This is a genomic window from Alteromonas sp. 4NH20-0104 (assembly GCF_057547795.1).
Map to the genome: position 1 here is coordinate 122,897 of NZ_BAAJLP010000002.1, position 18,865 is coordinate 141,761.

At 49.1% G+C, this 18,865-nt stretch carries 16 protein-coding genes; 10 read left to right on the forward strand and 6 right to left on the reverse strand.

Annotated features, from left to right (window positions below):
• The first annotated feature begins 10 nt into the window (after positions 1 to 10).
• The 3 genes from AC27IB_RS02140 to der all read left to right on the forward strand — a co-directional run bounded on the left by AC27IB_RS02140 (position 11) and on the right by der (position 3,451).
• Positions 11 to 628, forward strand: a complete 618-nt coding sequence (locus AC27IB_RS02140) for a YfgM family protein (protein WP_296046234.1) — start codon at positions 11 to 13, stop codon at positions 626 to 628.
• 54 nt (positions 629 to 682) lie between these two features.
• Entirely contained in the window at positions 683 to 1,903 is a 1,221-nt protein-coding gene (gene bamB, locus AC27IB_RS02145; protein ID WP_296046242.1) for an outer membrane protein assembly factor BamB, read from the forward strand.
• A gap of 99 nt (positions 1,904 to 2,002) precedes the next feature.
• The gene (gene der / locus AC27IB_RS02150; RefSeq protein WP_296046236.1) at positions 2,003 to 3,451 is read left to right on the forward strand and encodes a ribosome biogenesis GTPase Der; all 1,449 of its coding nucleotides are present in this window, start codon (positions 2,003 to 2,005) and stop codon (positions 3,449 to 3,451) included.
• 47 nt (positions 3,452 to 3,498) lie between these two features.
• Here der and AC27IB_RS02155 read toward each other — a convergent pair whose 3' ends face one another.
• Both AC27IB_RS02155 and xseA read right to left on the reverse strand, forming a co-directional pair.
• On the reverse strand, positions 3,499 to 4,575 hold the full coding sequence (locus tag AC27IB_RS02155; RefSeq protein WP_487118595.1) for a hypothetical protein: 1,077 nt from the start codon (positions 4,573 to 4,575) through the stop codon (positions 3,499 to 3,501).
• 74 nt (positions 4,576 to 4,649) lie between these two features.
• Complete coding sequence (xseA, locus tag AC27IB_RS02160) at positions 4,650 to 6,011, reverse strand: exodeoxyribonuclease VII large subunit (protein WP_296050960.1); 1,362 nt, start codon at positions 6,009 to 6,011, stop codon at positions 4,650 to 4,652.
• 102 nt (positions 6,012 to 6,113) lie between these two features.
• Here xseA and guaB point away from each other — a divergent pair, with 102 nt between their 5' ends.
• The 5 genes from guaB to AC27IB_RS02185 all read left to right on the forward strand — a co-directional run bounded on the left by guaB (position 6,114) and on the right by AC27IB_RS02185 (position 12,710).
• Positions 6,114 to 7,583: an IMP dehydrogenase gene (gene guaB / locus AC27IB_RS02165; protein WP_296050962.1), complete on the forward strand. Its 1,470-nt coding sequence runs from the start codon at positions 6,114 to 6,116 to the stop codon at positions 7,581 to 7,583.
• A 78-nt stretch (positions 7,584 to 7,661) separates the two neighbouring features.
• Positions 7,662 to 9,239 (forward strand): glutamine-hydrolyzing GMP synthase, encoded by a 1,578-nt coding sequence (gene guaA, locus AC27IB_RS02170; RefSeq protein WP_296050964.1) that lies wholly within the window; start codon positions 7,662 to 7,664, stop codon positions 9,237 to 9,239.
• Between the two features lie 484 nt (positions 9,240 to 9,723).
• Entirely contained in the window at positions 9,724 to 9,954 is a 231-nt protein-coding gene (locus AC27IB_RS02175; protein WP_296050966.1) for a hypothetical protein, read from the forward strand.
• 176 nt (positions 9,955 to 10,130) lie between these two features.
• On the forward strand, positions 10,131 to 11,753 hold the full coding sequence (locus tag AC27IB_RS02180) for a methyl-accepting chemotaxis protein (RefSeq protein WP_487118598.1): 1,623 nt from the start codon (positions 10,131 to 10,133) through the stop codon (positions 11,751 to 11,753).
• A gap of 57 nt (positions 11,754 to 11,810) precedes the next feature.
• Positions 11,811 to 12,710 (forward strand): histone deacetylase family protein, encoded by a 900-nt coding sequence (locus tag AC27IB_RS02185; protein ID WP_487118600.1) that lies wholly within the window; start codon positions 11,811 to 11,813, stop codon positions 12,708 to 12,710.
• Positions 12,711 to 12,712: 2 nt separating this feature from the next.
• On the opposite strand, the gene AC27IB_RS02190 is transcribed toward AC27IB_RS02185, so the two are convergent.
• The 4 genes from AC27IB_RS02190 to tsaA form a co-directional block, all read right to left on the reverse strand.
• Entirely contained in the window at positions 12,713 to 13,657 is a 945-nt protein-coding gene (locus AC27IB_RS02190) for a phospholipase A (RefSeq protein ID WP_296050969.1), read from the reverse strand.
• A complete protein-coding gene (locus tag AC27IB_RS02195) occupies positions 13,635 to 14,486 on the reverse strand; it encodes an MBL fold metallo-hydrolase (RefSeq protein WP_296050971.1) in 852 nt (283 codons plus the stop codon). The genes AC27IB_RS02190 and AC27IB_RS02195 overlap by 23 nt, the downstream gene beginning before the upstream one ends.
• A 49-nt stretch (positions 14,487 to 14,535) precedes the next feature.
• A complete protein-coding gene (locus AC27IB_RS02200) occupies positions 14,536 to 16,122 on the reverse strand; it encodes a proline--tRNA ligase (protein ID WP_296050972.1) in 1,587 nt (528 codons plus the stop codon).
• Between the two features lie 71 nt (positions 16,123 to 16,193).
• Positions 16,194 to 16,907 (reverse strand): tRNA (N6-threonylcarbamoyladenosine(37)-N6)-methyltransferase TrmO, encoded by a 714-nt coding sequence (gene tsaA / locus AC27IB_RS02205; RefSeq protein ID WP_296050974.1) that lies wholly within the window; start codon positions 16,905 to 16,907, stop codon positions 16,194 to 16,196.
• 300 nt (positions 16,908 to 17,207) lie between these two features.
• Here tsaA and AC27IB_RS02210 point away from each other — a divergent pair, with 300 nt between their 5' ends.
• Positions 17,208 to 18,137: an ABC transporter ATP-binding protein gene (locus AC27IB_RS02210; protein ID WP_487118603.1), complete on the forward strand. Its 930-nt coding sequence runs from the start codon at positions 17,208 to 17,210 to the stop codon at positions 18,135 to 18,137.
• On the forward strand, positions 18,130 to 18,864 hold the full coding sequence (locus AC27IB_RS02215) for an ABC transporter permease subunit (RefSeq protein WP_296050979.1): 735 nt from the start codon (positions 18,130 to 18,132) through the stop codon (positions 18,862 to 18,864). Before AC27IB_RS02210 ends, AC27IB_RS02215 begins: the two co-directional genes overlap by 8 nt.
• Position 18,865 lies beyond the last annotated feature (1 nt).

An 18,865-nucleotide genomic window follows, 5' to 3' on the forward strand; every position in this document is an offset into this window, starting at 1 on the left:
AGGTTTAAAGATGGAACAATTCGCTACAGAAGAACAACAGGTAGAAGCGATTAAGCGATTTTGGTCAGAGCATGGCACGTCTCTGATTGTGGGTGCGGTACTGGGACTGGCTGGCTTATTTGGCTGGCAGTATTACAGCGATTCGCAGATTGCTGCCAAAGAAAGCGCCTCTCAATCTTATCAGGCTGCACTTGAGTCGCTGGTTAACGAAGCGAACAATCAGCCCATTGATGCTGTTATCAGTGCTGAAAGTGGTGCCGGCTATGCCAACGTGGCGGGCCTGCTTGCTGCTAAACAGGCTGCCGATGATGGCGATCTGGAAAGTGCTGCCACTTATCTCAAAGGGGTTGCCTCCAATGCCGCTGACGAAAGTCTCAAGCAAGTTGCCAATGTGCGCCTGGCACGGGTTCAGTTAGCTCTGGAACAGTTCGATAACGCATTAGCGACAATTGAATCTGTGACTGATGAAGCGTTCACAGCGCAGGTTGAAGAAGTGAAAGGTGATATTTTTGCCGCGCAGGGGAACTTTGACAAGGCTCGCATAGCCTACTCCTCTGCCTTGGAGAAAAATATTAACAATCGATTACTGCAAATGAAGTTAGATAACCTTGCAGTTAGCGCAGGATAGTGAATGAATTTAAATACTCGAAACATCTCACAGCAATCAACTCTGTGTGGCCGTATGTTTAAACGGGTCGTTTTAACCGCAGCCATTATTGGTTTGTCTGGTTGTGCCACCGTGTCAGACTGGTTCGCTGATGAAGACGAAATCAAAATCCGTCGTATCGCGCCTATTGAAAACCAGATAAGTCCAAAAGAAGTCTGGAGCTATTCTATTGGTGATGGTGTCGATGAATATTTCTCGCGTCTGGTACCGGTCTTTGCCAATAACATGGTTTATGCCGCTGAACGTCATGGCGAAGTCGTGGCGCTAACACCGGATACCGGCGACGTAGTGTGGGAACGCAATTTTGCTATTTTCCCGGACGAATCGTTCTGGGATGACATAGCGCGGCTATGGCGCAGCGGTGCATCTGCTAAAGTCAGTGCCATTGCGGCAGGCTACAACATGGTGTTTGTGGCCACCGAAGACGGCATTATCCGTGCGCTGAACGAAGAGTCTGGTGAAACGCTGTGGGAAACAACGGTTCCAGGTGAGATCCTGGCTACGCCTGCTATGGACGAAGGTATTCTGGTACTGAATACCGGCGCCGGCGTGTTATTTGGCCTGGATGCCAAAACCGGTGAGCAGCTGTGGCGAAGTGAAACCGATGTGCCGCCGCTGAGTCTGCGTGGTATTTCAGCCCCAGTTGCTACTAATGGTGGCGCACTGGTGGGTACACCAACCGGTAAATTGCTGGTTAATATTCTGACCAGTGGTATTCCTGCCTGGGAAACCGCTATTACCGCTCCGGCGGGTGCAACAGAGCTCGAACGTATTATCGATGTTGACTCTGCGCCGGTAGTTTATGGCAATACGGTTTATATTGTGTCTTACGACGGCACTCTGGCTGCCGTTGAATTACGCAGTGGTCGTATTATGTGGAAGCGTGAATACGGTTCATACCGCGATTTAGCCGTGAGCGGAAATCGTATCTATGTCGTCGATACGCGTTCTATTGTATACGCTCTGGACCGTCGTAACGGTGTGGAAATCTGGTCTCAGAGTGGCTTAAAAGAGCGAAATCTGACTGCGCCATTGGTTATGGGTGAACAATTAGTGCTTGGCGACCGTTGGGGCCTGATGCACTGGTTAAATGCTGAAGACGGCAAACTGGTTGCCCGTTACGATTTGGGCGGTGATGATGAAGATGAAGCCATCTACGCTACCCCGGTTAAAGTTAACGATCTGGTAGTAACCATTACCCGTGATGGGGAAATTGCTGCCTTGTCAGCTCAGTAACCATGCTTATCCTGTAATTCTCAGGATATTCCGATATAATTTAACGGCCGCGCTATATGCGCGGCCGTTTGCTTGTTTATTATTTAAAGGAACACCAATATGTTGCCTGTTGTGGCGTTAGTTGGCCGGCCCAATGTGGGTAAGTCAACGCTGTTTAATCGTTTAACTCATACCCGTGATGCGCTGGTGGCCGATTTTCCGGGCCTGACTCGTGATCGCCAGTACGGCCGGGCCAGTTATGAGCAACGTCACTTCATCGTAGTTGATACCGGTGGTATTACCGGCGATGAGGAAGGTATTGATACCTTAATGGCCCAACAGTCTCTTCAGGCCATTGAAGAGGCCGATGTGGTGTTCTTTTTAGTCGATGCCCGGGCCGGTTTGCTACCTGCCGATCAACTGATTGCCGACCACCTGCGCAAAAGTGACAAAACTGTATTTTTGCTGGCTAATAAAGTGGATGGCATTAATGGCGACAGCGAAAGTGCAGAATTTTTCTCACTTGGTCTTGGTCATGTTCATCAGATAGCGGCTGCCCACGGTCGCGGTGTATCTCAGCTGATCCAGGATTCTCTGTTGCCGCTCGATGAGCAATTTCCGGAAATGCTGGTGACCAGGTCCAGCGAAGAAGACGAAGAACTCGATGCGGAAGATCAGCTGAAACACCTGCAAAGTTTGCCTATTAAACTGGCTATTGTCGGTAAACCTAACGTTGGTAAGTCAACACTTACTAACCGTATTCTGGGCGAAGACCGTGTAGTTGTGTTTGATATGCCAGGCACCACACGGGACAGTGTTTATATCCCCCTGCAACGGGATGAGCGGGACTACGTACTGATTGATACCGCGGGAGTTCGTAAACGCAAAAAAGTATCAGAAGCGGTTGAGAAATTTTCGATTGTTAAAACTTTAAAAGCTATCGAAGAAGCTAACGTGGTGTTGCTGGTAATTGACGCGCGGGAAGGTATTTCCGATCAGGACCTCAGCCTGCTGGGCTTTATTCTTAACTCAGGCCGTTCACTGGTGATAGCGGTGAATAAGTGGGATGGCCTGGATACCGATATCAAGGATGACATTAAGCGAGAACTGGATCGTCGCCTGGGCTTTATTGATTTTGCCCGGTTGCATTTCATTTCAGCTTTGCATGGCTCAGGCGTAGGAAATCTTTTTGAGTCTGTGCAGGAGGCCTATCGTAGCGCCACTAAGCGGATTAATACCTCTATGCTGACGCAGATAATGGAGCTGGCTCAGGAAGACCATCAGCCGCCGTTGGTGCGGGGACGCCGGATTAAAATGAAGTATGCCCACGCCGGAGGATACAACCCACCGGTTATCGTAGTGCACGGCAACCAGGTACAGGATTTACCCAGTTCTTATAAACGTTACCTGATGAATTATTTCAGAAAGGCGCTGGATGTCATGGGAACGCCTATCAAAATTGAATTCCGCGAAGGGGCTAACCCCTTTGAAGGGAAAAAGAATCAGTTAACGTTAGCCCAGCAACGTAAGCGTCGCCGGATGATGGATTACCACAAGAATAAGAAATAACCGAAACAACAGCCCTGCATAGCAGGGCTTTTTTATGGGGATTTGAACTACAGGGCTTTACGTAACTCTTTCATTAGCGCTGACTCAGCGGGTACAGAAAGTTGCGACAAAGCCTCTTTAACCAACGGATCGCCAATCCGTGATGGGAACGTTGTACTGAATTTGACAAACTTATCTTCTAACTGAAAGACATAAATGGTGGCATACAGAGCTTCGCCACTGTCTCCTTCGGCCGCAATTTCTGACATTACGCCCTGCATTGCGCTGCTGTCATGGCGGAATATTTTCTGGTGCTGTTTGATTTCCATTGCCATCGCGCGCTCCACGGCAATCTGTTTAGCTTGTTCTACCGCATCTTCCAGTTCGTGACTGACTCGCTGAGCCTGATCGCCTGTTAACGGGGCTAACACCGGATAAATGGCGATATCCATAATGGCTTCACTAAAAGAGGGGTGAAGGTACCTGGCCAGCACACCTTTAAACGGGTCCGGGTAAAGAAACTGGCGGGCTAACTGAAATTCACCCAGTAAGTCCGGCAGGGTCAGCGCGGTAGAATAATCACTCGCGCCCATGGTCTGATACAGGTAGGGGGTAGAAAAAATGTGTTGTTGCCTGGCATGCTCACTCCAGCGCAGGATGATTTGCTCAACATCCTCGTGCTCAACCTTGCTTTCATGCCAGTAGTGCACCAGGAAGCTGTCAAGGTGCACGCCGCGCCATTCTACCGCAAACTCGGTAAAGCTTTGCAGAGGTAAATCAGAAGATAACTGCTGTTGTCCTGTAGGGAAATCGGCTAGCTGATTGGCGATAAGCAATTCATAGTCATGGCGACTCACCGAAGGGCTTAGCTCGGCAAATAAGCTGAGTTTTTCAAGACCTTTCAGAAAGTCATTGGCGGGGATACCATCGTTTTTGCAGGGGCGCTTTGATAAGGCGGCGGTATTACATTGCTGCTCAACCTCGTCACTGATATAGGATGAGTAAACATTTACCGCCAAATCGAAAGGGGTTGCTTCAGGTGCACTCAACAATGGTTGCTTGGGTGGCTTGACCGCATTGGCAACGCAGCCGGTAGTCAGTACCAATACTGACCATACTAAAAATTGGCGAATAACTTTAATCAAACAACAATACTCATATGAAGTGCTTAACAATTCCCTGTAAAAACCGCGCTGGTGTTACCTTTACAGTGAGCTTTTTATAAGGTTGGTTTAGCTTTTATTGCTGTGACCACACTGACAATCTCACCGTCACTGACCCGGCTAATAATTTCATCCTTTTCTTTCACCGCGGTAATACTGGTAATAGCCTGATTGGCTTTTAATGTTGCTGAGTAACCGCGGGCCATCGTTGCCAGAGGACTAACTGACTGCAACAGGTGCGCCAGTGTACCAAGCTTCTGCTTGCGGGTCTCTAGTCGTTGCTGCATCGCCGCCCCCATCCGTTGATACAAATAGGCCTGCTGGGTTTTAATTTTATCGAGCCGAATGGCCGGATGCTGGCGCGCCAGTCGGCTGTCGAGCCGCTGCGCTGTGGTTTGCGCACGGTTTAACTGGTGCGTCAGTTGATTAGTCATTTTTTGTGTTAGCTGGTCTATCCGCTGACTTTGTTGTTGCAGCATCACCTCAGGATGTCTCGATTTCAGGCGCTGGTTTAACACCGTTAGCTGATGTGCGCTGCGTTGAACCGTGGTATGAAAGCTGCGTGTGAGTTGCTGTTGGAGTTGTCTTATTTGCACTTGCAGTTCCCGCTGATCCATAGACAGCAGTTCAGCTGCGGCCGATGGGGTAGGGGCTCGAAGATCGGCGACAAAGTCGGCAATAGTGACGTCCACTTCGTGACCTACCGCACTGACAAGCGGCAGGGGCGAGCGGGCGATTTCCCTGGCCAGTGATTCGTTGTTAAAGCACCAGAGGTCTTCCAACGAGCCACCGCCGCGAGTGAGCAGGAGCACGTCCACCTCGTTGCGTTGATTAGCCAGCCAGATATTTCGGGCTAACTGGGCAGCGGCCTGCTCGCCCTGCACCATAGAAGGGTAAACAATGACTTCTGTAGCCGGGCTTCGCCGTTTTAAAACACTCAATACGTCGTGCAAGGCGGCACCCTGGGCAGAGGTGATCACGCCAATCCGCTTTACGTGGGCCGGCAGCGCTTGCTTAGTAGCCGGGTCGAACAAACCTTCGGCTTGCAGCTTGTACTTTAACTGCTCAAAAGCCAGTTTTAACTGGCCTTCGCCCTCCGGCTCCATGCTTTCAACCACCAGTTGATAATCGCCCCGCGGTTCATAAATGCCGACGCTGGCTCGCACCAGTACTTTATCTCCCTCCCGCGGTGGATTGCGAACCACCCGGTTAGCGGAGCGAAACATAGCCGCTCTGACCTGAGCTTTATTATCCTTGAGGGTAAAATACCAGTGGCCGGAAGACGCCCGGGTGAAATTGGAAATTTCAGCACTTAACCACACCAGTCCGATTTCACTGGTTAAAATGTTACGCGCCAGGCGATTTAATGTTGTTACGCTGTGAACTTTTTGCCCCTCTGGGGCAGAGAAAACTGTCATTGAATGAAAAAACCTCAGCTTTAATGCAAATACAGTTTACCTGAAAGTGAAAAAACACTACAATTGCGCCGCAATTAAACCTCAATATACAGGTGTTTTTGCATGCTACGAATCGCTCAAGAAGCGCTAACCTTTGACGATGTTTTATTGGTTCCGGCGCATTCCACAGTGCTCCCGCACACAGCCAGTCTACAAACCCGTCTGACCCGCAAGGTAAATCTGAATATCCCTATGGTATCAGCTTCTATGGATACTGTAACGGAAGCGCGTTTGGCAATTGCATTAGCCCAGGAAGGCGGTATTGGTTTTGTTCACAAGAACATGACCCCAGAGGAGCAAGCCAAACATGTACGCGAAGTTAAAAAATACGAAAGCGGCGTGGTGTCCGACCCGGTTACAGTAAGTGCTACTGAAAACCTCGGCAACGTGCAGGCGTTGAGTAAAAAAATGGGGTATTCCGGATTCCCGGTTACCGACTCCGAAAATAACCTTATCGGCATTATTACCGGCCGCGATATGCGCTTTGAAAACCGGCTTGATTTATCGGTCGACAAAGTGATGACGCCCAAAGAGCGTCTGGTAACGGTAAAAGAAGGTGCCAGCTCGGAAGAAGTACTGGAGCTGATGCACGAACACCGCATCGAAAAGATTCTGGTGGTGGACGATAGCTTCAAGCTTACCGGCCTTATCACAGTAAAAGATTTCCAGAAGGCAGAAAGCAAGCCCAATGCCTGTAAAGACTCGCTGGGACGCTTACGCGTTGGCGCCGCGGTAGGTGTTGGTCCGGGTACTGATGAGCGCATCGCGCTATTGGTTGAAGCAGGTGTTGACGTATTACTTATCGATACCTCTCACGGCCACTCACAAGGTGTTATCGACCGCGTTAAGACGGTTCGCGAAACTTATCCTGAACTGCAAATCATTGCGGGTAACGTGGCGACTGCCGAAGGTGCTCTGGCGCTGGCTGATGCTGGTGCAGACGGTATTAAGGTAGGTATTGGTCCTGGCTCAATCTGTACCACCCGCATCGTAACCGGTTGTGGTGTACCGCAAATTACGGCTATTTCTGATGCGGTTGAAGCACTGAAAGACCGTGATATTCCGGTTATTGCCGATGGTGGTATCCGCTTCTCCGGTGATATTGCCAAGGCGCTGGTAGCCGGTGCAAGCTGCGTAATGGTTGGCTCTATGCTGGCCGGTACCGAGGAAGCGCCCGGTGAAGTAGAACTGTATCAGGGGCGTTACTACAAGTCTTACCGTGGAATGGGCTCGTTAGGGGCTATGAATCAGCGCAATGGTTCATCAGATCGTTACTTCCAGGAAAGCGACAACGCCGAAAAACTGGTACCGGAAGGTATTGAAGGTCGTGTCGCCTATAAAGGCCCAATCGCCACCATTATTCATCAGCAAATGGGCGGCCTGCGCTCTGCGATGGGCTTAACCGGTTGTGCTACCATTAACGAACTGAATACCAAACCACAGTTCGTACGGGTTACGTCTGCCGGAATGGGTGAATCACACGTTCACGATGTAAGCATTACTAAAGAAGCACCTAACTACCGTTTAGGTTAAACTTTACCAACACGAATCGATTGATTTATCAGGCTGGTTAATACCAGCCTGCTTGTTTTCTATTTTAAGGCAAACACCATGACACAAAACATCCATGATCATCGCATACTTATTCTGGATTTTGGCTCACAGTATACACAGCTTATTGCCCGCCGCGTGCGCGAGCTTGGCGTTTATTGCGAACTCTGGGCATGGGATGTCACCGAAGAGCAAATCAGGTCGTTTAATCCTCAGGGGATTATTCTTTCTGGTGGTCCCGAATCGGTTACCGAGGAAAACTCGCCCCGCGCACCAGAATATGTGTTTACCGCCGGTGTACCGGTACTGGGCGTTTGTTACGGCATGCAAACTATGGCTGAGCAGCTTGGCGGTAAAGTACAGGGCTCTGATAAGCGTGAATTTGGTTATGCTCAGGTAGAGGTAGTTAAACCTAATGATCTGTTAGCCAATATTGAGGATGCGATTAGCGCCGAAGGCAATGCGTTGCTGGATGTGTGGATGAGCCATGGTGACAAGGTTATTGCTATTCCGGATGGTTTTGAAACGGTTGCCCTTACGCCCTCGTGCCCTCATGCCGCTATGGTCAATAAAGAAAAGCAATTTTACGGTGTGCAATTCCACCCGGAAGTGACCCATACCCGTCAGGGCATGCGTTTATTATCGCACTTTGTAATGGATATCTGTGGCTGCGAAAAGCTTTGGACCCCGGATGCCATTATCGAAGATGCCATTGCCCGCATTAAAGCAAAAGTGGGTGACGATGAAGTGATTCTTGGCTTGTCAGGGGGAGTTGACTCCTCGGTAGTGGCCATGCTCATCCATCGCGCTATTGGTGATAAGCTGACCTGCGTATTTGTTGATAACGGTTTACTTCGTTTGAATGAAGGCCAGCAGGTCATGGACATGTTTGGCGATCATTTTGGACTCAACATTATTAAAGTTGATGGCGAAGAGCGCTTCCTGGCTAAGCTTGATGGGATAGAAGATCCCGAACTTAAGCGTAAAGCCATTGGTAACGAATTTGTCGCGGTGTTTGATGAAGAAGCCAGCAAACTGTTTAACGCCAAATGGTTAGCACAGGGCACTATTTATCCGGATGTTATTGAGTCAGCCGGCTCTGCTACCGGTAAAGCGCACGTAATCAAGTCGCATCATAATGTCGGTGGTTTGCCGGAAGACATGAAACTGGGTCTGGTTGAGCCACTGCGTGAACTGTTTAAAGATGAAGTGCGTAAAATTGGTTTAGAGTTGGGTCTGCCATACGACATGCTGTATCGCCATCCATTCCCGGGACCGGGTTTGGGCGTACGTGTACTGGGCGAAATCAAAAAAGAATACTGCGATTTGCTGCGCCGCGCCGATGCCATTTTTATTGAAGAACTGCATAACGCAGAGCTTTACCACAAAGTAAGTCAGGCCTTTACCGTATTCCTGCCGGTTAAATCGGTTGGCGTAATGGGAGATGCCCGTAAGTATGATTGGGTTGTATCGCTGCGCGCGGTAGAAACCATCGACTTTATGACTGCGCACTGGGCGCACCTGCCATATGACTTCCTGGGTAAAGTGTCTAACCGCATCATCAACGAAATCGATGGTATTTCCCGTGTGGTTTACGATATTTCAGGTAAGCCTCCGGCCACCATTGAATGGGAATAAGTCTGGCGGAGTAAGATATTTCGTTATACCTATTCTTCAGTAGTTACCGGGAAATTACTGAATCCAGAAAGCCTTGCGATGCAAGGCTTTCTGCTTTTTTGAGTATTTTTTTGCACAATCAATCCTGCCTGTATAACCGAACGCCACGAAATTTCTCATATCCTATGTGGTTTTTTGTCTGATTATTGATCCATGTTGTTTTTTTTCCGGTGGCGGTTTATCAGCACCGCTTTCGCTATATGAAAAGACACGTTTTGTGCTAATACTAGAGTGTGTTGTTAGGTAAAAATAAATGGGCGTTTTTATATTAGTCAACTTATTGATTTAATTTAATTTGTAACTTAGTTAACTACTTTTAAACTGAATTCATTACTTTGAGGCTACTGTAAAGGCAATACAAAGGTATGGAAAAGTAAGTGGTTCCTAATGTGATAACGCTCTAATTTGTTCTAAGTTAAAGTCTATAATCCATGGATGATATTCAATGAAAACGCTATCACTTTGTATTTCTCGTTCTGCTGCTACCGGGGTTTGCCTTACGCTACTTTCCGGTTGTTTATATGATAAAAACAGTCAGGTTGATACTTCAGTAACGCCATCGGCAGAAGATGAATTGAGGCAGACTACTGAAGCCAGTCATTCAGATGGACTGACTGCCTATACACTGCCTGAGAGAGACGATTTTGACAAAATCCCTCAGGATCTGAACTGCTAACGACAGCGCTCTTTTGACCAGGGCATAGATCACTACTTTAGTAGCGATAAATGTTAGCTTTTGTATGATTTATGCCCAGGCTTTCACACAACTGTCATATTATCGCGATGTAATTGTGCTCCTTTCACACGGAGGGTGAATTCATGGTTTTTAACAAGCGCTTTCCGGAGACTTAAATGATACGATTTACGAGTATCAATCGTCTGATAATGACCCCCGTTCTGGCTATTATTGCCGTTCTTGTCCTGCTTAATGCGGGCTCTCTCACTATTGCTTTTTCGCTAATGAATGACATTGAGCAGGTTGAGCAAACCAATGTTGTGCATGAACGCTTAGTCTCAGAAGCATTAACCGAATTTAAGACCCAGGTCCAGGAATGGAAAAATGTTCTGTTGCGTGGAGCTTCTGATAAAGACAGAGAGAAATACTGGTCACGCTTTCAGTCGCGGGAAGCGGATGTGCAGTCCTCACTGCGCAAGCTGGTGGCCGGGGCTGAGCTGAATGCTGATTCATTGGGGTTGATAGAACAATTTTTAAGGGCCCATCAGCAAATGGGGAAAAAGTACCGGGAAGGGTTTCAGGCGTTTGTTGCCGCTGGCTACAATCCGCATACCGGCGATACGTTTGTCCGGGGTATCGACCGCGAGCCAGCTGATTTATTGCAGCAGGCGACCGATCGAATTGCACTGGCAACTCAGCAAGCAAAGCAGCGTGTAACGGCTGAAACCAGTCAGCGCCTTTGGCTCATTATGGGACTGTCAGTCGTATTGAGCGGACTGTGTATATTTTATTTAATTACCAACCTGCGTCGCAATATCGTAAAACCTACCCGCGAAATAGCCACCTGTTTGCAAAAAATGGAGCAGAAAGATTACGACTATCGGCTTGAATATCGTAGCGACCATGAGTTGGGGCAAGTGGCCAGCGCCACGCGCCACTTGCAGAAAAAGCTGCAGGATACCGTGACGATATTGTCTGATGCGCAGTATCAAATTCGTCAGTCCCATGACATCCTCGAAGATGTCAGTAGCGCCATCGCGAAAGGCGCTAGCGATCAGCACACCTCTTCAGATTCACTGGCGCAGGCGAATGAGAAGCTGGATGAAATTGTCAAAGGGCTGGTGACGATCACCAGTCAGGTGTCAGTGGCATCGGGTCATTCCCAGCAGCAGGTCCAGGAGTGCTACACCACCTTTGACAGTGCCAATAAAGGTTTTGCTGAGCTGGCCAGAACCGTTTCTTCAGCCAGTCAGATTGTGAATGAGTTACAGGCCCGCAGCGCCAGTATTCTCACCGTGGTGAACGTCATTAATGAAATTGCCGATCAGACCAACCTGTTGGCACTTAATGCAGCCATCGAGGCGGCCCGGGCTGGCGAGCATGGCCGAGGCTTCGCCGTAGTGGCCGATGAAGTGCGGGCACTGGCGGCAAAAACCCAACAATCTACCCAACAAATTAATGCCATTTTAAGTGCCTTTGAGGCTGATGCGTCTAAAGCCGTCACGGCTATGGCCAGCGGTCAGCAACATGCTGATGTCAACGCGAAAAGTGCCCAGCAGGCGCTGGCTTTGCTCAATGAGCTGGTACGTTACATAGACGAAACGCAAAGTGTCGTCGGTGCGCTGGAGGAAGCGGCAAACGATCAAAGCAGTATTCAGCATCAGCTCGATGGTGTTATTGCAAAAGTGATGAGATCAGCTGAAGACTATAAGCGTCTGTCGCAAAGCAACCATATTTCAGAAGCGATTAACATGATGTCAAAAAATGTGATGTCTGTGGTTTCTGCATTGAGCCGATAACCGCTCAATGCAGTACAATACCAAATTCGTGTAACAGCAATTGGTAACATTGATATTTTGCAGCATTTGGTTTTTCACCCGATTTACAGTCAGCTCGAATTGCCGGTCCGGCATCGGTTCCCCATCGAAAAATACCAGGGGATCCATGATGCCCTGTGCGCGGGCGGCGTAGCAGAGTCGTCGTTTATTACGCCAACACCGGTGGCCAGGGAAACACTGACCGCCTGCTACGATGCCAGTTATGTTGATGCACTGATTGGTGGCACATTAGATACCAAGGCAATGCGCCGCATTGGTTTTCCCTGGTCTGAACAGCTCATTAAACGCAGCCTCACCGCAGTAGGGGGGACCCTCAAAACCGCTGAACTGGCGTTGCAACATGGATTGGCGCTTAACCTTACCGGCGGTTATCATCACGCTGGGGCAGATTGGGGCTCAGGTTTTTGTTTATTTAATGATTTGTATCTCGCCGCCCGGCAGATGCTCACCACCCCCGGCATAGATTCGGTGCTCATTATTGATTTAGATGTGCACCAGGGCGATGGGACCGCGTTACTTGCGCAGGATGATACCTCGGTGATCACTTTATCATTGCATGGCGAAAAGAACTTTCCCCACCGTAAGCAGCAGTCAGATATGGATTTTCCGTTGCCCAAAGGGATGACGGATGAACCTTACCTGGCCACGCTGGATGAGGCGCTGAGTGTGGCGGAACGCCTTTATGCACCCGACGCCGTAATTTATGACGCCGGTGTGGATGTGCATGAAAACGATGATTTAGGACTGTTAAATATCAGTACCCCAGGTGTTTATCAGCGTGACTGTATGGTGTTTGAATGGTGTCGGCGGCATAACCTGCCCGTGGCTTGTGTTATTGGCGGCGGCTATCAGCGGGATATCAATGCGTTGGTCGACGTGCATCTGCAGATGTACCGGGCGGCAGGGGTTATTCCGTAGCGCTAAAATGCCGCCAGTTGAAAGCCCAGACCAATTCGGTTTTGACGGCGATCATAATCAATCAGGCTATCACCATAGCCATTAAAATACTGCAGTACCACTTCATAACGGGGAGACACCGGGTAACTGACTGACAGCTCCAGGCTACCGCGGTTATTATCAAATTCAAGGTTATTGCGTAGGCGGGCAAATAAACCAAAGCCCTTAATTCGAGTGCCGTAACCAAGCTCGATGCGTCCGTAGTAATGGTTTATTCTGGGATTATCATCACCCGCCGGATCGTCAGGTGACTGTTTCTCATCCTCAGGAATGCGATACCAGGTGCGCAAATAGTAAATGTCGTCAGCGTCGCTGAATAAACTGGTCACCATGATCCGGTTCCAGCTCCGGGAGCGGAGTTCACTCTGACCGTTAGACATATGGTTAAAGCCCAGCTGTAGAGCATTAAAATCGATACCAAGGAGCTTTATATCGGTGTTCCACTGGTAGAAAATTTCCGGTTCGTAATTGGTTTCACGAAATGGCTTTGACACTTCGCTGTTATACAACTGCCAGAATGATGTGAGCGTAAAACCGAAATAAACGCCTTCGACCGAATCCGGCTGGGTGTATAGCGGCAGTTTTACACTTACCTGAAACTTAGCTTCTTTGCTGTCGACGTTATCTTCGGTCAGTCCGGCGTTGCCCAGCGCATTGGGGTTATCCACATAAGTGAACGGCAGAAAATAGTTGCGTTTGTACTGGGTAATCGCAAAGGCATTATTTAACAGGTTTTTATCGGCTTCGAAGCGCTTTTTTAACAGGCTTGGCCGGGCAATCAGTCCGCTTTGCTGCTCCTGAGCTGCCACTTCGCTTTGTTGCTCGTTATCGTCGCAATAGCCGAATACTGAAGTTGTCAGCAGCACCAGACCAAGAGCGAAGCGATTAAGGCTCAGCGGTAAAATCAATGGTGAGTCCTTCATGGGCTGCAATCAACTGCAATGGCGATTCTGCAATGGTGATGTACTGGTTGCCGTGGTCAATAATGTCGTCGATGTCTTTGTCAGTTCGGCTCGGATCATGACTGTAGAGTGCCAGTCGTTTGGCATTGCATGCCATGGCCAGTTTCACCGCTTCTTCGGCTACGGAGTGTCCCCAGCCGCTTTTGGCGGGCATGTCAGATAACATGTACTGAGCATCATGGATAATTAAATCTGCGTTTCTGGCAAAATCAACAAAAGTTAGAAAGTCGGTTTCTTTTTTGTAGGGAGGATAGAGCTCATTGTCAGTAATGTAGGCGACTTTAAAACCGTTTTCGGTAATTGAATAGGCGCTTCCCTTACCGGGATGGTTCATCGGTAAACGCGCTACGGTAGCCCCATTGAGTTGCCAGCTATCCACCTCATCCGGTTGGGGGGTGATGCTTATTTTTGAACGCAATGCCGAGAATGGCACTGGAAAAACAGAGCCCTGCATTTGTTTTATAATGGCATCATTTTCTGGCAGGGTAGTCTGGCCGGGGGTAATCAATATTTCACGGTCTGGCTGATAGATAGGGGTGAAAAAAGGAAACCCCTGAATGTGATCCCAGTGATTATGGGTCAGCAGGATATGGATAGGGGTTTGCTTTTTGACCAGCTTGTCGCCAAGTAGTCGAATACCGGTGCCGGCATCCAACGATATGTCGGTGCCGTCACTTAACTCGATATGCACGCACGCAGTATTGCCCCCATAGCGCACGTATTCGGCGCCCGGTGTTGGAATAGAACCTCTTACACCATAAAAGGTTAACTGCATGCTGACTCCTTACCTAACGGGATCCGCCGGATGGCATCCCCTCGTTATACTACAATCCGCTGATAAATGCGGACACTTCCGTTAATTGTAATAGAGATTTTTCACCGCTGCGACGATTTTTATACTCAACTAACTGTTCGTCGAGGTTGCGTTCGCCAACTACGATACTGTGCGGAATACCGACCAGTTCCATATCTTTAAACATAACACCCGGACGTTCCTTACGATCGTCAAACAAGACTTCCACACCCGCGGCGGTCAGTTCTGCATACAGTGCTTCGGCAGCTTCCATAATACGTTGTGACTTGTGCATGTTCATGGGGATGAGGGCTACTTTAAACGGTGCGATAGGGTCAGGCCAAATAATACCGTGCTCATCATGATTTTGCTCAATCGCAGCAGCTACCACGCGTGATACACCAATACCGTAACAGCCCATGCTGAGGATTTCATGCTTGCCATTTTCATTCAGCACGCCGCAGTTCATCGCCTCAGAATATTTATCGCCCAGTTGGAAAATATGACCGACTTCAATACCACGTTTAATTTCAATGGTGCCGTTACCACAAGGTGACGGGTCACCCGCTTCAATGTTGCGCAGGTCAGCAGGCGTTAGTTTCGCAGCGCTGGCATCGTCTTTTAATGCCGCCGCTACGACGTAATCGGCAAAAACCGGTACCGTGACACTGGCCAGGTCGATTTCACCACCACTCGCGCCCAGCACACTTTTTACTGTTTCATCATTCGCGGTAATCAGTGGCACAGCAACGCCACTGAGTTTCTCGGCTTTGATGTCGTTTAAGGTATGGCTGGCAGACAGCACCAGCAGTACCCAGTTATTGGCATCGGCTTCACCGTCTTCGTCGGCCGCCTGTACCAGCACATATTGCAAGCCATCAACACTGGCACTTGGTACCTGCTGAGTTTGGGCCAGCTCAACGTTGGCGGCATAGTCTGAACCGTTAGAGAAGGCGATGTTGTCTTCACCAGACTCTGCCAGCACATGGAATTCGTGCGACACACTGCCACCAATCGAACCTGTATCAGCCATGACCGGACGATAATCGAGCTGCATGCGTTCAAAAATTTTGCAGTAGGCGCCGTACATGGCGTCGTAAGTATTCTGCAATGATTCCTGAGTAATGTGGAAAGAGTAGGCATCTTTCATGGTGAACTCACGGCCGCGCATAATACCAAAGCGGGGACGCACTTCATCACGGAATTTGGTTTGGATCTGGTACAGGTTCAACGGCAGCTGTTTATAACTGCTAATTTCGTTACGTACCAAGGCGGTAATGACTTCCTCGTGGGTTGGGCCTAACACGAAGTCCCGCTGATGTCGGTCTTTAATGCGCAGTAATTCAGGGCCATACTCTTCCCAACGGCCAGTTTCCTGCCAGAGATCCGCAGGTTGTACTACTGGCATTAACACTTCAACCGCCCCGGCTTTGTTCATTTCTTCGCGAACAATATTGGCGACTTTATTCAGCACTCGTAACCCGGTTGGCAGCCAGGTGTAAAGCCCCGCTGCAAGTTTACGAATGAGACCGGCCCGAAGCATAAGCTGATGGCTAATTACCTCAGCGTCAGCAGGGGTTTCTTTTTGTGTTGCTAATAAATACTGACTAGTGCGCATTGATGGCATATATCCGTTGGATGATTACAAAACCCGCGTATTCTAGCAGTGTTAGGGGCGCTAAAATAGCCCTAAGAGACTTGTTGTAGTGATGTAACCAGTACTTTGCCATCCACAACGCGCCACTGTATATCCCGGTCGTAAAAAATCACCTGATAAGTCTTAGGATCGGTGTCCTGGGATTGCCGGTAGGCCGGGCGGGGATCCTGACCGAGGCACTGCACGAGCAATGCCTTCAGGTCCTTGTGGGGCTGGGCCTGTAGCTGAGCAATGGCTTGCTCAGTAAACTGTACTTCTCGGGCTGGCAGGGGATGTTCGTTCAGCAATTGTGCTTCGGCTTCCCCGCGGCTGTCGCTGTAAGGCAAATAAGGTTTGATATCGATTATGGGTGTGCCATCAAGTAAATCGATGCCGCCAACATGCAACCTTAACTGACCGCCAACCAGCTCTGTGCCAAGATTTTTGACTACTGACATACCTATGCCGTTGGGCCTGAAGGTGCTGCGAGAAGCGAAAACACCTATGCGACTGTTGCCGCCTAAGCGGGGAGCCCTTACCGTAGGAGTCCAACCCTGTTCGAGGTTTTCATGGAATAAAAACAGCAGCCAGAGATGGGAGTAGGTCTCGATGCCGCGCAAGCAATTTACATCGTCGAATGGTGGCAGAAAGCCAACGCTGCCGCGAGCATCGGCCAGAGCTGGCTGACGGGGAATGGCAAATTTTTGTTTAAAGGGCGAGGAAATCTTACCGATGGGAGTCACCCCAAAAGCCGCAGGCTCAGACATAAATTGCAACACTTTTGTAGTTGGACTGAAACAAAGTTCAAACATTTATCCGCTATATTAGCGCCGCTATCAAATTACTGGTAGTCCCTGGAACACTTTTGAGCCCGTCTTGGTACGGGCTTTTTTTTACCCCGTTCGCAGATAAGTCTCCAATTTGCCGATTTTTTACATGATTGAAAATCCTGCGTATGCCAATATATATAGCCGTGGTATAAATCAACCACACACCCTGTGCTTTTGCCGTATTTAAAGACGCTCAGCAAAGGCGCTGATAAACAGTAGATCGTAAATAGGATGGCTATGATCTCGGTAAAAAATTTGTCTAAATTTTACGACCATTTTAAAGCAGTCGATAACCTGTCATTTGACATTGCACCAGGCAACATTGTGGGGTTTCTGGGCCCTAATGGTGCCGGCAAGTCCACCACAATGAAAATGCTGACCGGATTTCTGCCTCCCAGCGAAGGCGAAATTTACATTAAGGAACGGTCAATCGACAGTAACGCCAAAGCCATTCAGCGCGATATTGGCTACCTGCCAGAAGGCGCACCGGCTTATGGCGATATGACTGTCTGGCAGTTCTTACACTTTATCGCCGATGTCAGAAGGCTGAAAGGCGAATACCGTAAAGAGCGCCTTTACGATGTGATACATCGTGTGGAGTTAAGTGAAGTGCTGAACCGGCCCATTGACAACTTATCTAAAGGTTTTAAGCGCCGTGTAGGCCTGGCTCAGGCGATACTGCATGACCCGGATATTTTAATTCTGGATGAGCCCACCGACGGACTGGACCCGAATCAAAAGCATCATGTCCGACAGCTGATTGAAGATTTGTCGCGGGAAAAAATTGTAATCATCTCAACCCACATTCTTGAGGAAGTGGCGGCCGTGTGTAACCGGGTTATGATTATTGCCGATGGCCAATTACGCTTTGATGATACTCCGGAAGTGCTGCGGCACCGCTCCCGTTTTTGCAATGCCGTTAGTCTGCGGCTTAGCTATGCAGCGGATATTTCCGGACTCGCTGAACTTGATGGTGTTGAAGAAATGGAAATCGATCGCAAAACCGGTTTGGTCACCTTGTTTCCGGAGCCGGGTAAACATATTTTTCACGCCATTAATGAATATGTCACCCAGCGACGCTTACCGGTGGATACACTGACTCTGGAAACCGGCCGCCTGGATGAGGTGTTTCGGGAAATTACCACCGCGGAGGTGGCCAATGGGTAACATCTGGATTGTAACAAAAAGGGAATTCGCGAGCTTTTTTGCTACACCGGTGGCGTACGTATTTATTGCGATCTTTTTAATGCTATCGGGCATCTTTACTTTTTTTATCGGTAATTTGTATGAAAGAGGGCAGGCAGACCTGATCCCGTTTTTTAACTTTCACCCCTGGCTGTACTTATTTTTAGTGCCGGCGATTGCCATGCGAAGCTGGGCCGAAGAACGCAAGTCCGGCTCAATCGAACTACTGATGACCCTGCCAATCAGCGCAGCTGAGGCTGTAGTGGGCAAGTTTGTCGCCGCCTGGCTGGTGCTTGGACTGGCGTTAGGGCTTACATTTCCGCTATGGCTGAGCGTTGATTTTCTTGGCCAGCCTGACCACGGCATTATTGTAGCGGCCTATATAGGTAGCTGGCTCATGGCCGGTGCATTTCTGGCTATCAGCACCTGTATGTCCGCTTTCACCCGCAACCAGGTGGTTGCCTTTATTCTGGCGGTAGTGGTGTGTTTCCTGTTTGTGGTATCAGGCAGCAGTATTGTGCTGGACGCGTTTCAGCCATGGGCAGGCAACCTGATCCTGGATACTGTCGCCAGTTTTAGTTTCCTCAGTCATTTTGAGGCCATGGCCAAAGGCGTGCTGGCACTCAATGACGTGGGATATTTCTTCATTATCATGCTGGTCTGGCTGTACGCCAGCCTGATAGTTATTGAACAGAAAAAGGCCGATTAAC

What these genes read in the sequence shown, in the direction of transcription:
- AC27IB_RS02180 (WP_487118598.1), top strand. Translation starts at nt 10,131, where the DNA reads ATGATACGATTTACGAGTATCAATCGTCTGATAATGACCCCCGTTCTG.
- AC27IB_RS02210 (WP_487118603.1), top strand. Translation starts at nt 17,208, where the DNA reads ATGATCTCGGTAAAAAATTTGTCTAAATTTTACGACCATTTTAAAGCA.
- AC27IB_RS02195 (WP_296050971.1), bottom strand. Translation starts at nt 14,486, where the DNA reads ATGCAGTTAACCTTTTATGGTGTAAGAGGTTCTATTCCAACACCGGGC.
- AC27IB_RS02215 (WP_296050979.1), top strand. Translation starts at nt 18,130, where the DNA reads ATGGGTAACATCTGGATTGTAACAAAAAGGGAATTCGCGAGCTTTTTT.
- guaA (WP_296050964.1), top strand. Translation starts at nt 7,662, where the DNA reads ATGACACAAAACATCCATGATCATCGCATACTTATTCTGGATTTTGGC.
- bamB (WP_296046242.1), top strand. Translation starts at nt 683, where the DNA reads ATGTTTAAACGGGTCGTTTTAACCGCAGCCATTATTGGTTTGTCTGGT.
- der (WP_296046236.1), top strand. Translation starts at nt 2,003, where the DNA reads ATGTTGCCTGTTGTGGCGTTAGTTGGCCGGCCCAATGTGGGTAAGTCA.
- guaB (WP_296050962.1), top strand. Translation starts at nt 6,114, where the DNA reads ATGCTACGAATCGCTCAAGAAGCGCTAACCTTTGACGATGTTTTATTG.
- AC27IB_RS02175 (WP_296050966.1), top strand. Translation starts at nt 9,724, where the DNA reads ATGAAAACGCTATCACTTTGTATTTCTCGTTCTGCTGCTACCGGGGTT.
- tsaA (WP_296050974.1), bottom strand. Translation starts at nt 16,907, where the DNA reads ATGTCTGAGCCTGCGGCTTTTGGGGTGACTCCCATCGGTAAGATTTCC.
- xseA (WP_296050960.1), bottom strand. Translation starts at nt 6,011, where the DNA reads ATGACAGTTTTCTCTGCCCCAGAGGGGCAAAAAGTTCACAGCGTAACA.
- AC27IB_RS02140 (WP_296046234.1), top strand. Translation starts at nt 11, where the DNA reads ATGGAACAATTCGCTACAGAAGAACAACAGGTAGAAGCGATTAAGCGA.
- AC27IB_RS02200 (WP_296050972.1), bottom strand. Translation starts at nt 16,122, where the DNA reads ATGCGCACTAGTCAGTATTTATTAGCAACACAAAAAGAAACCCCTGCT.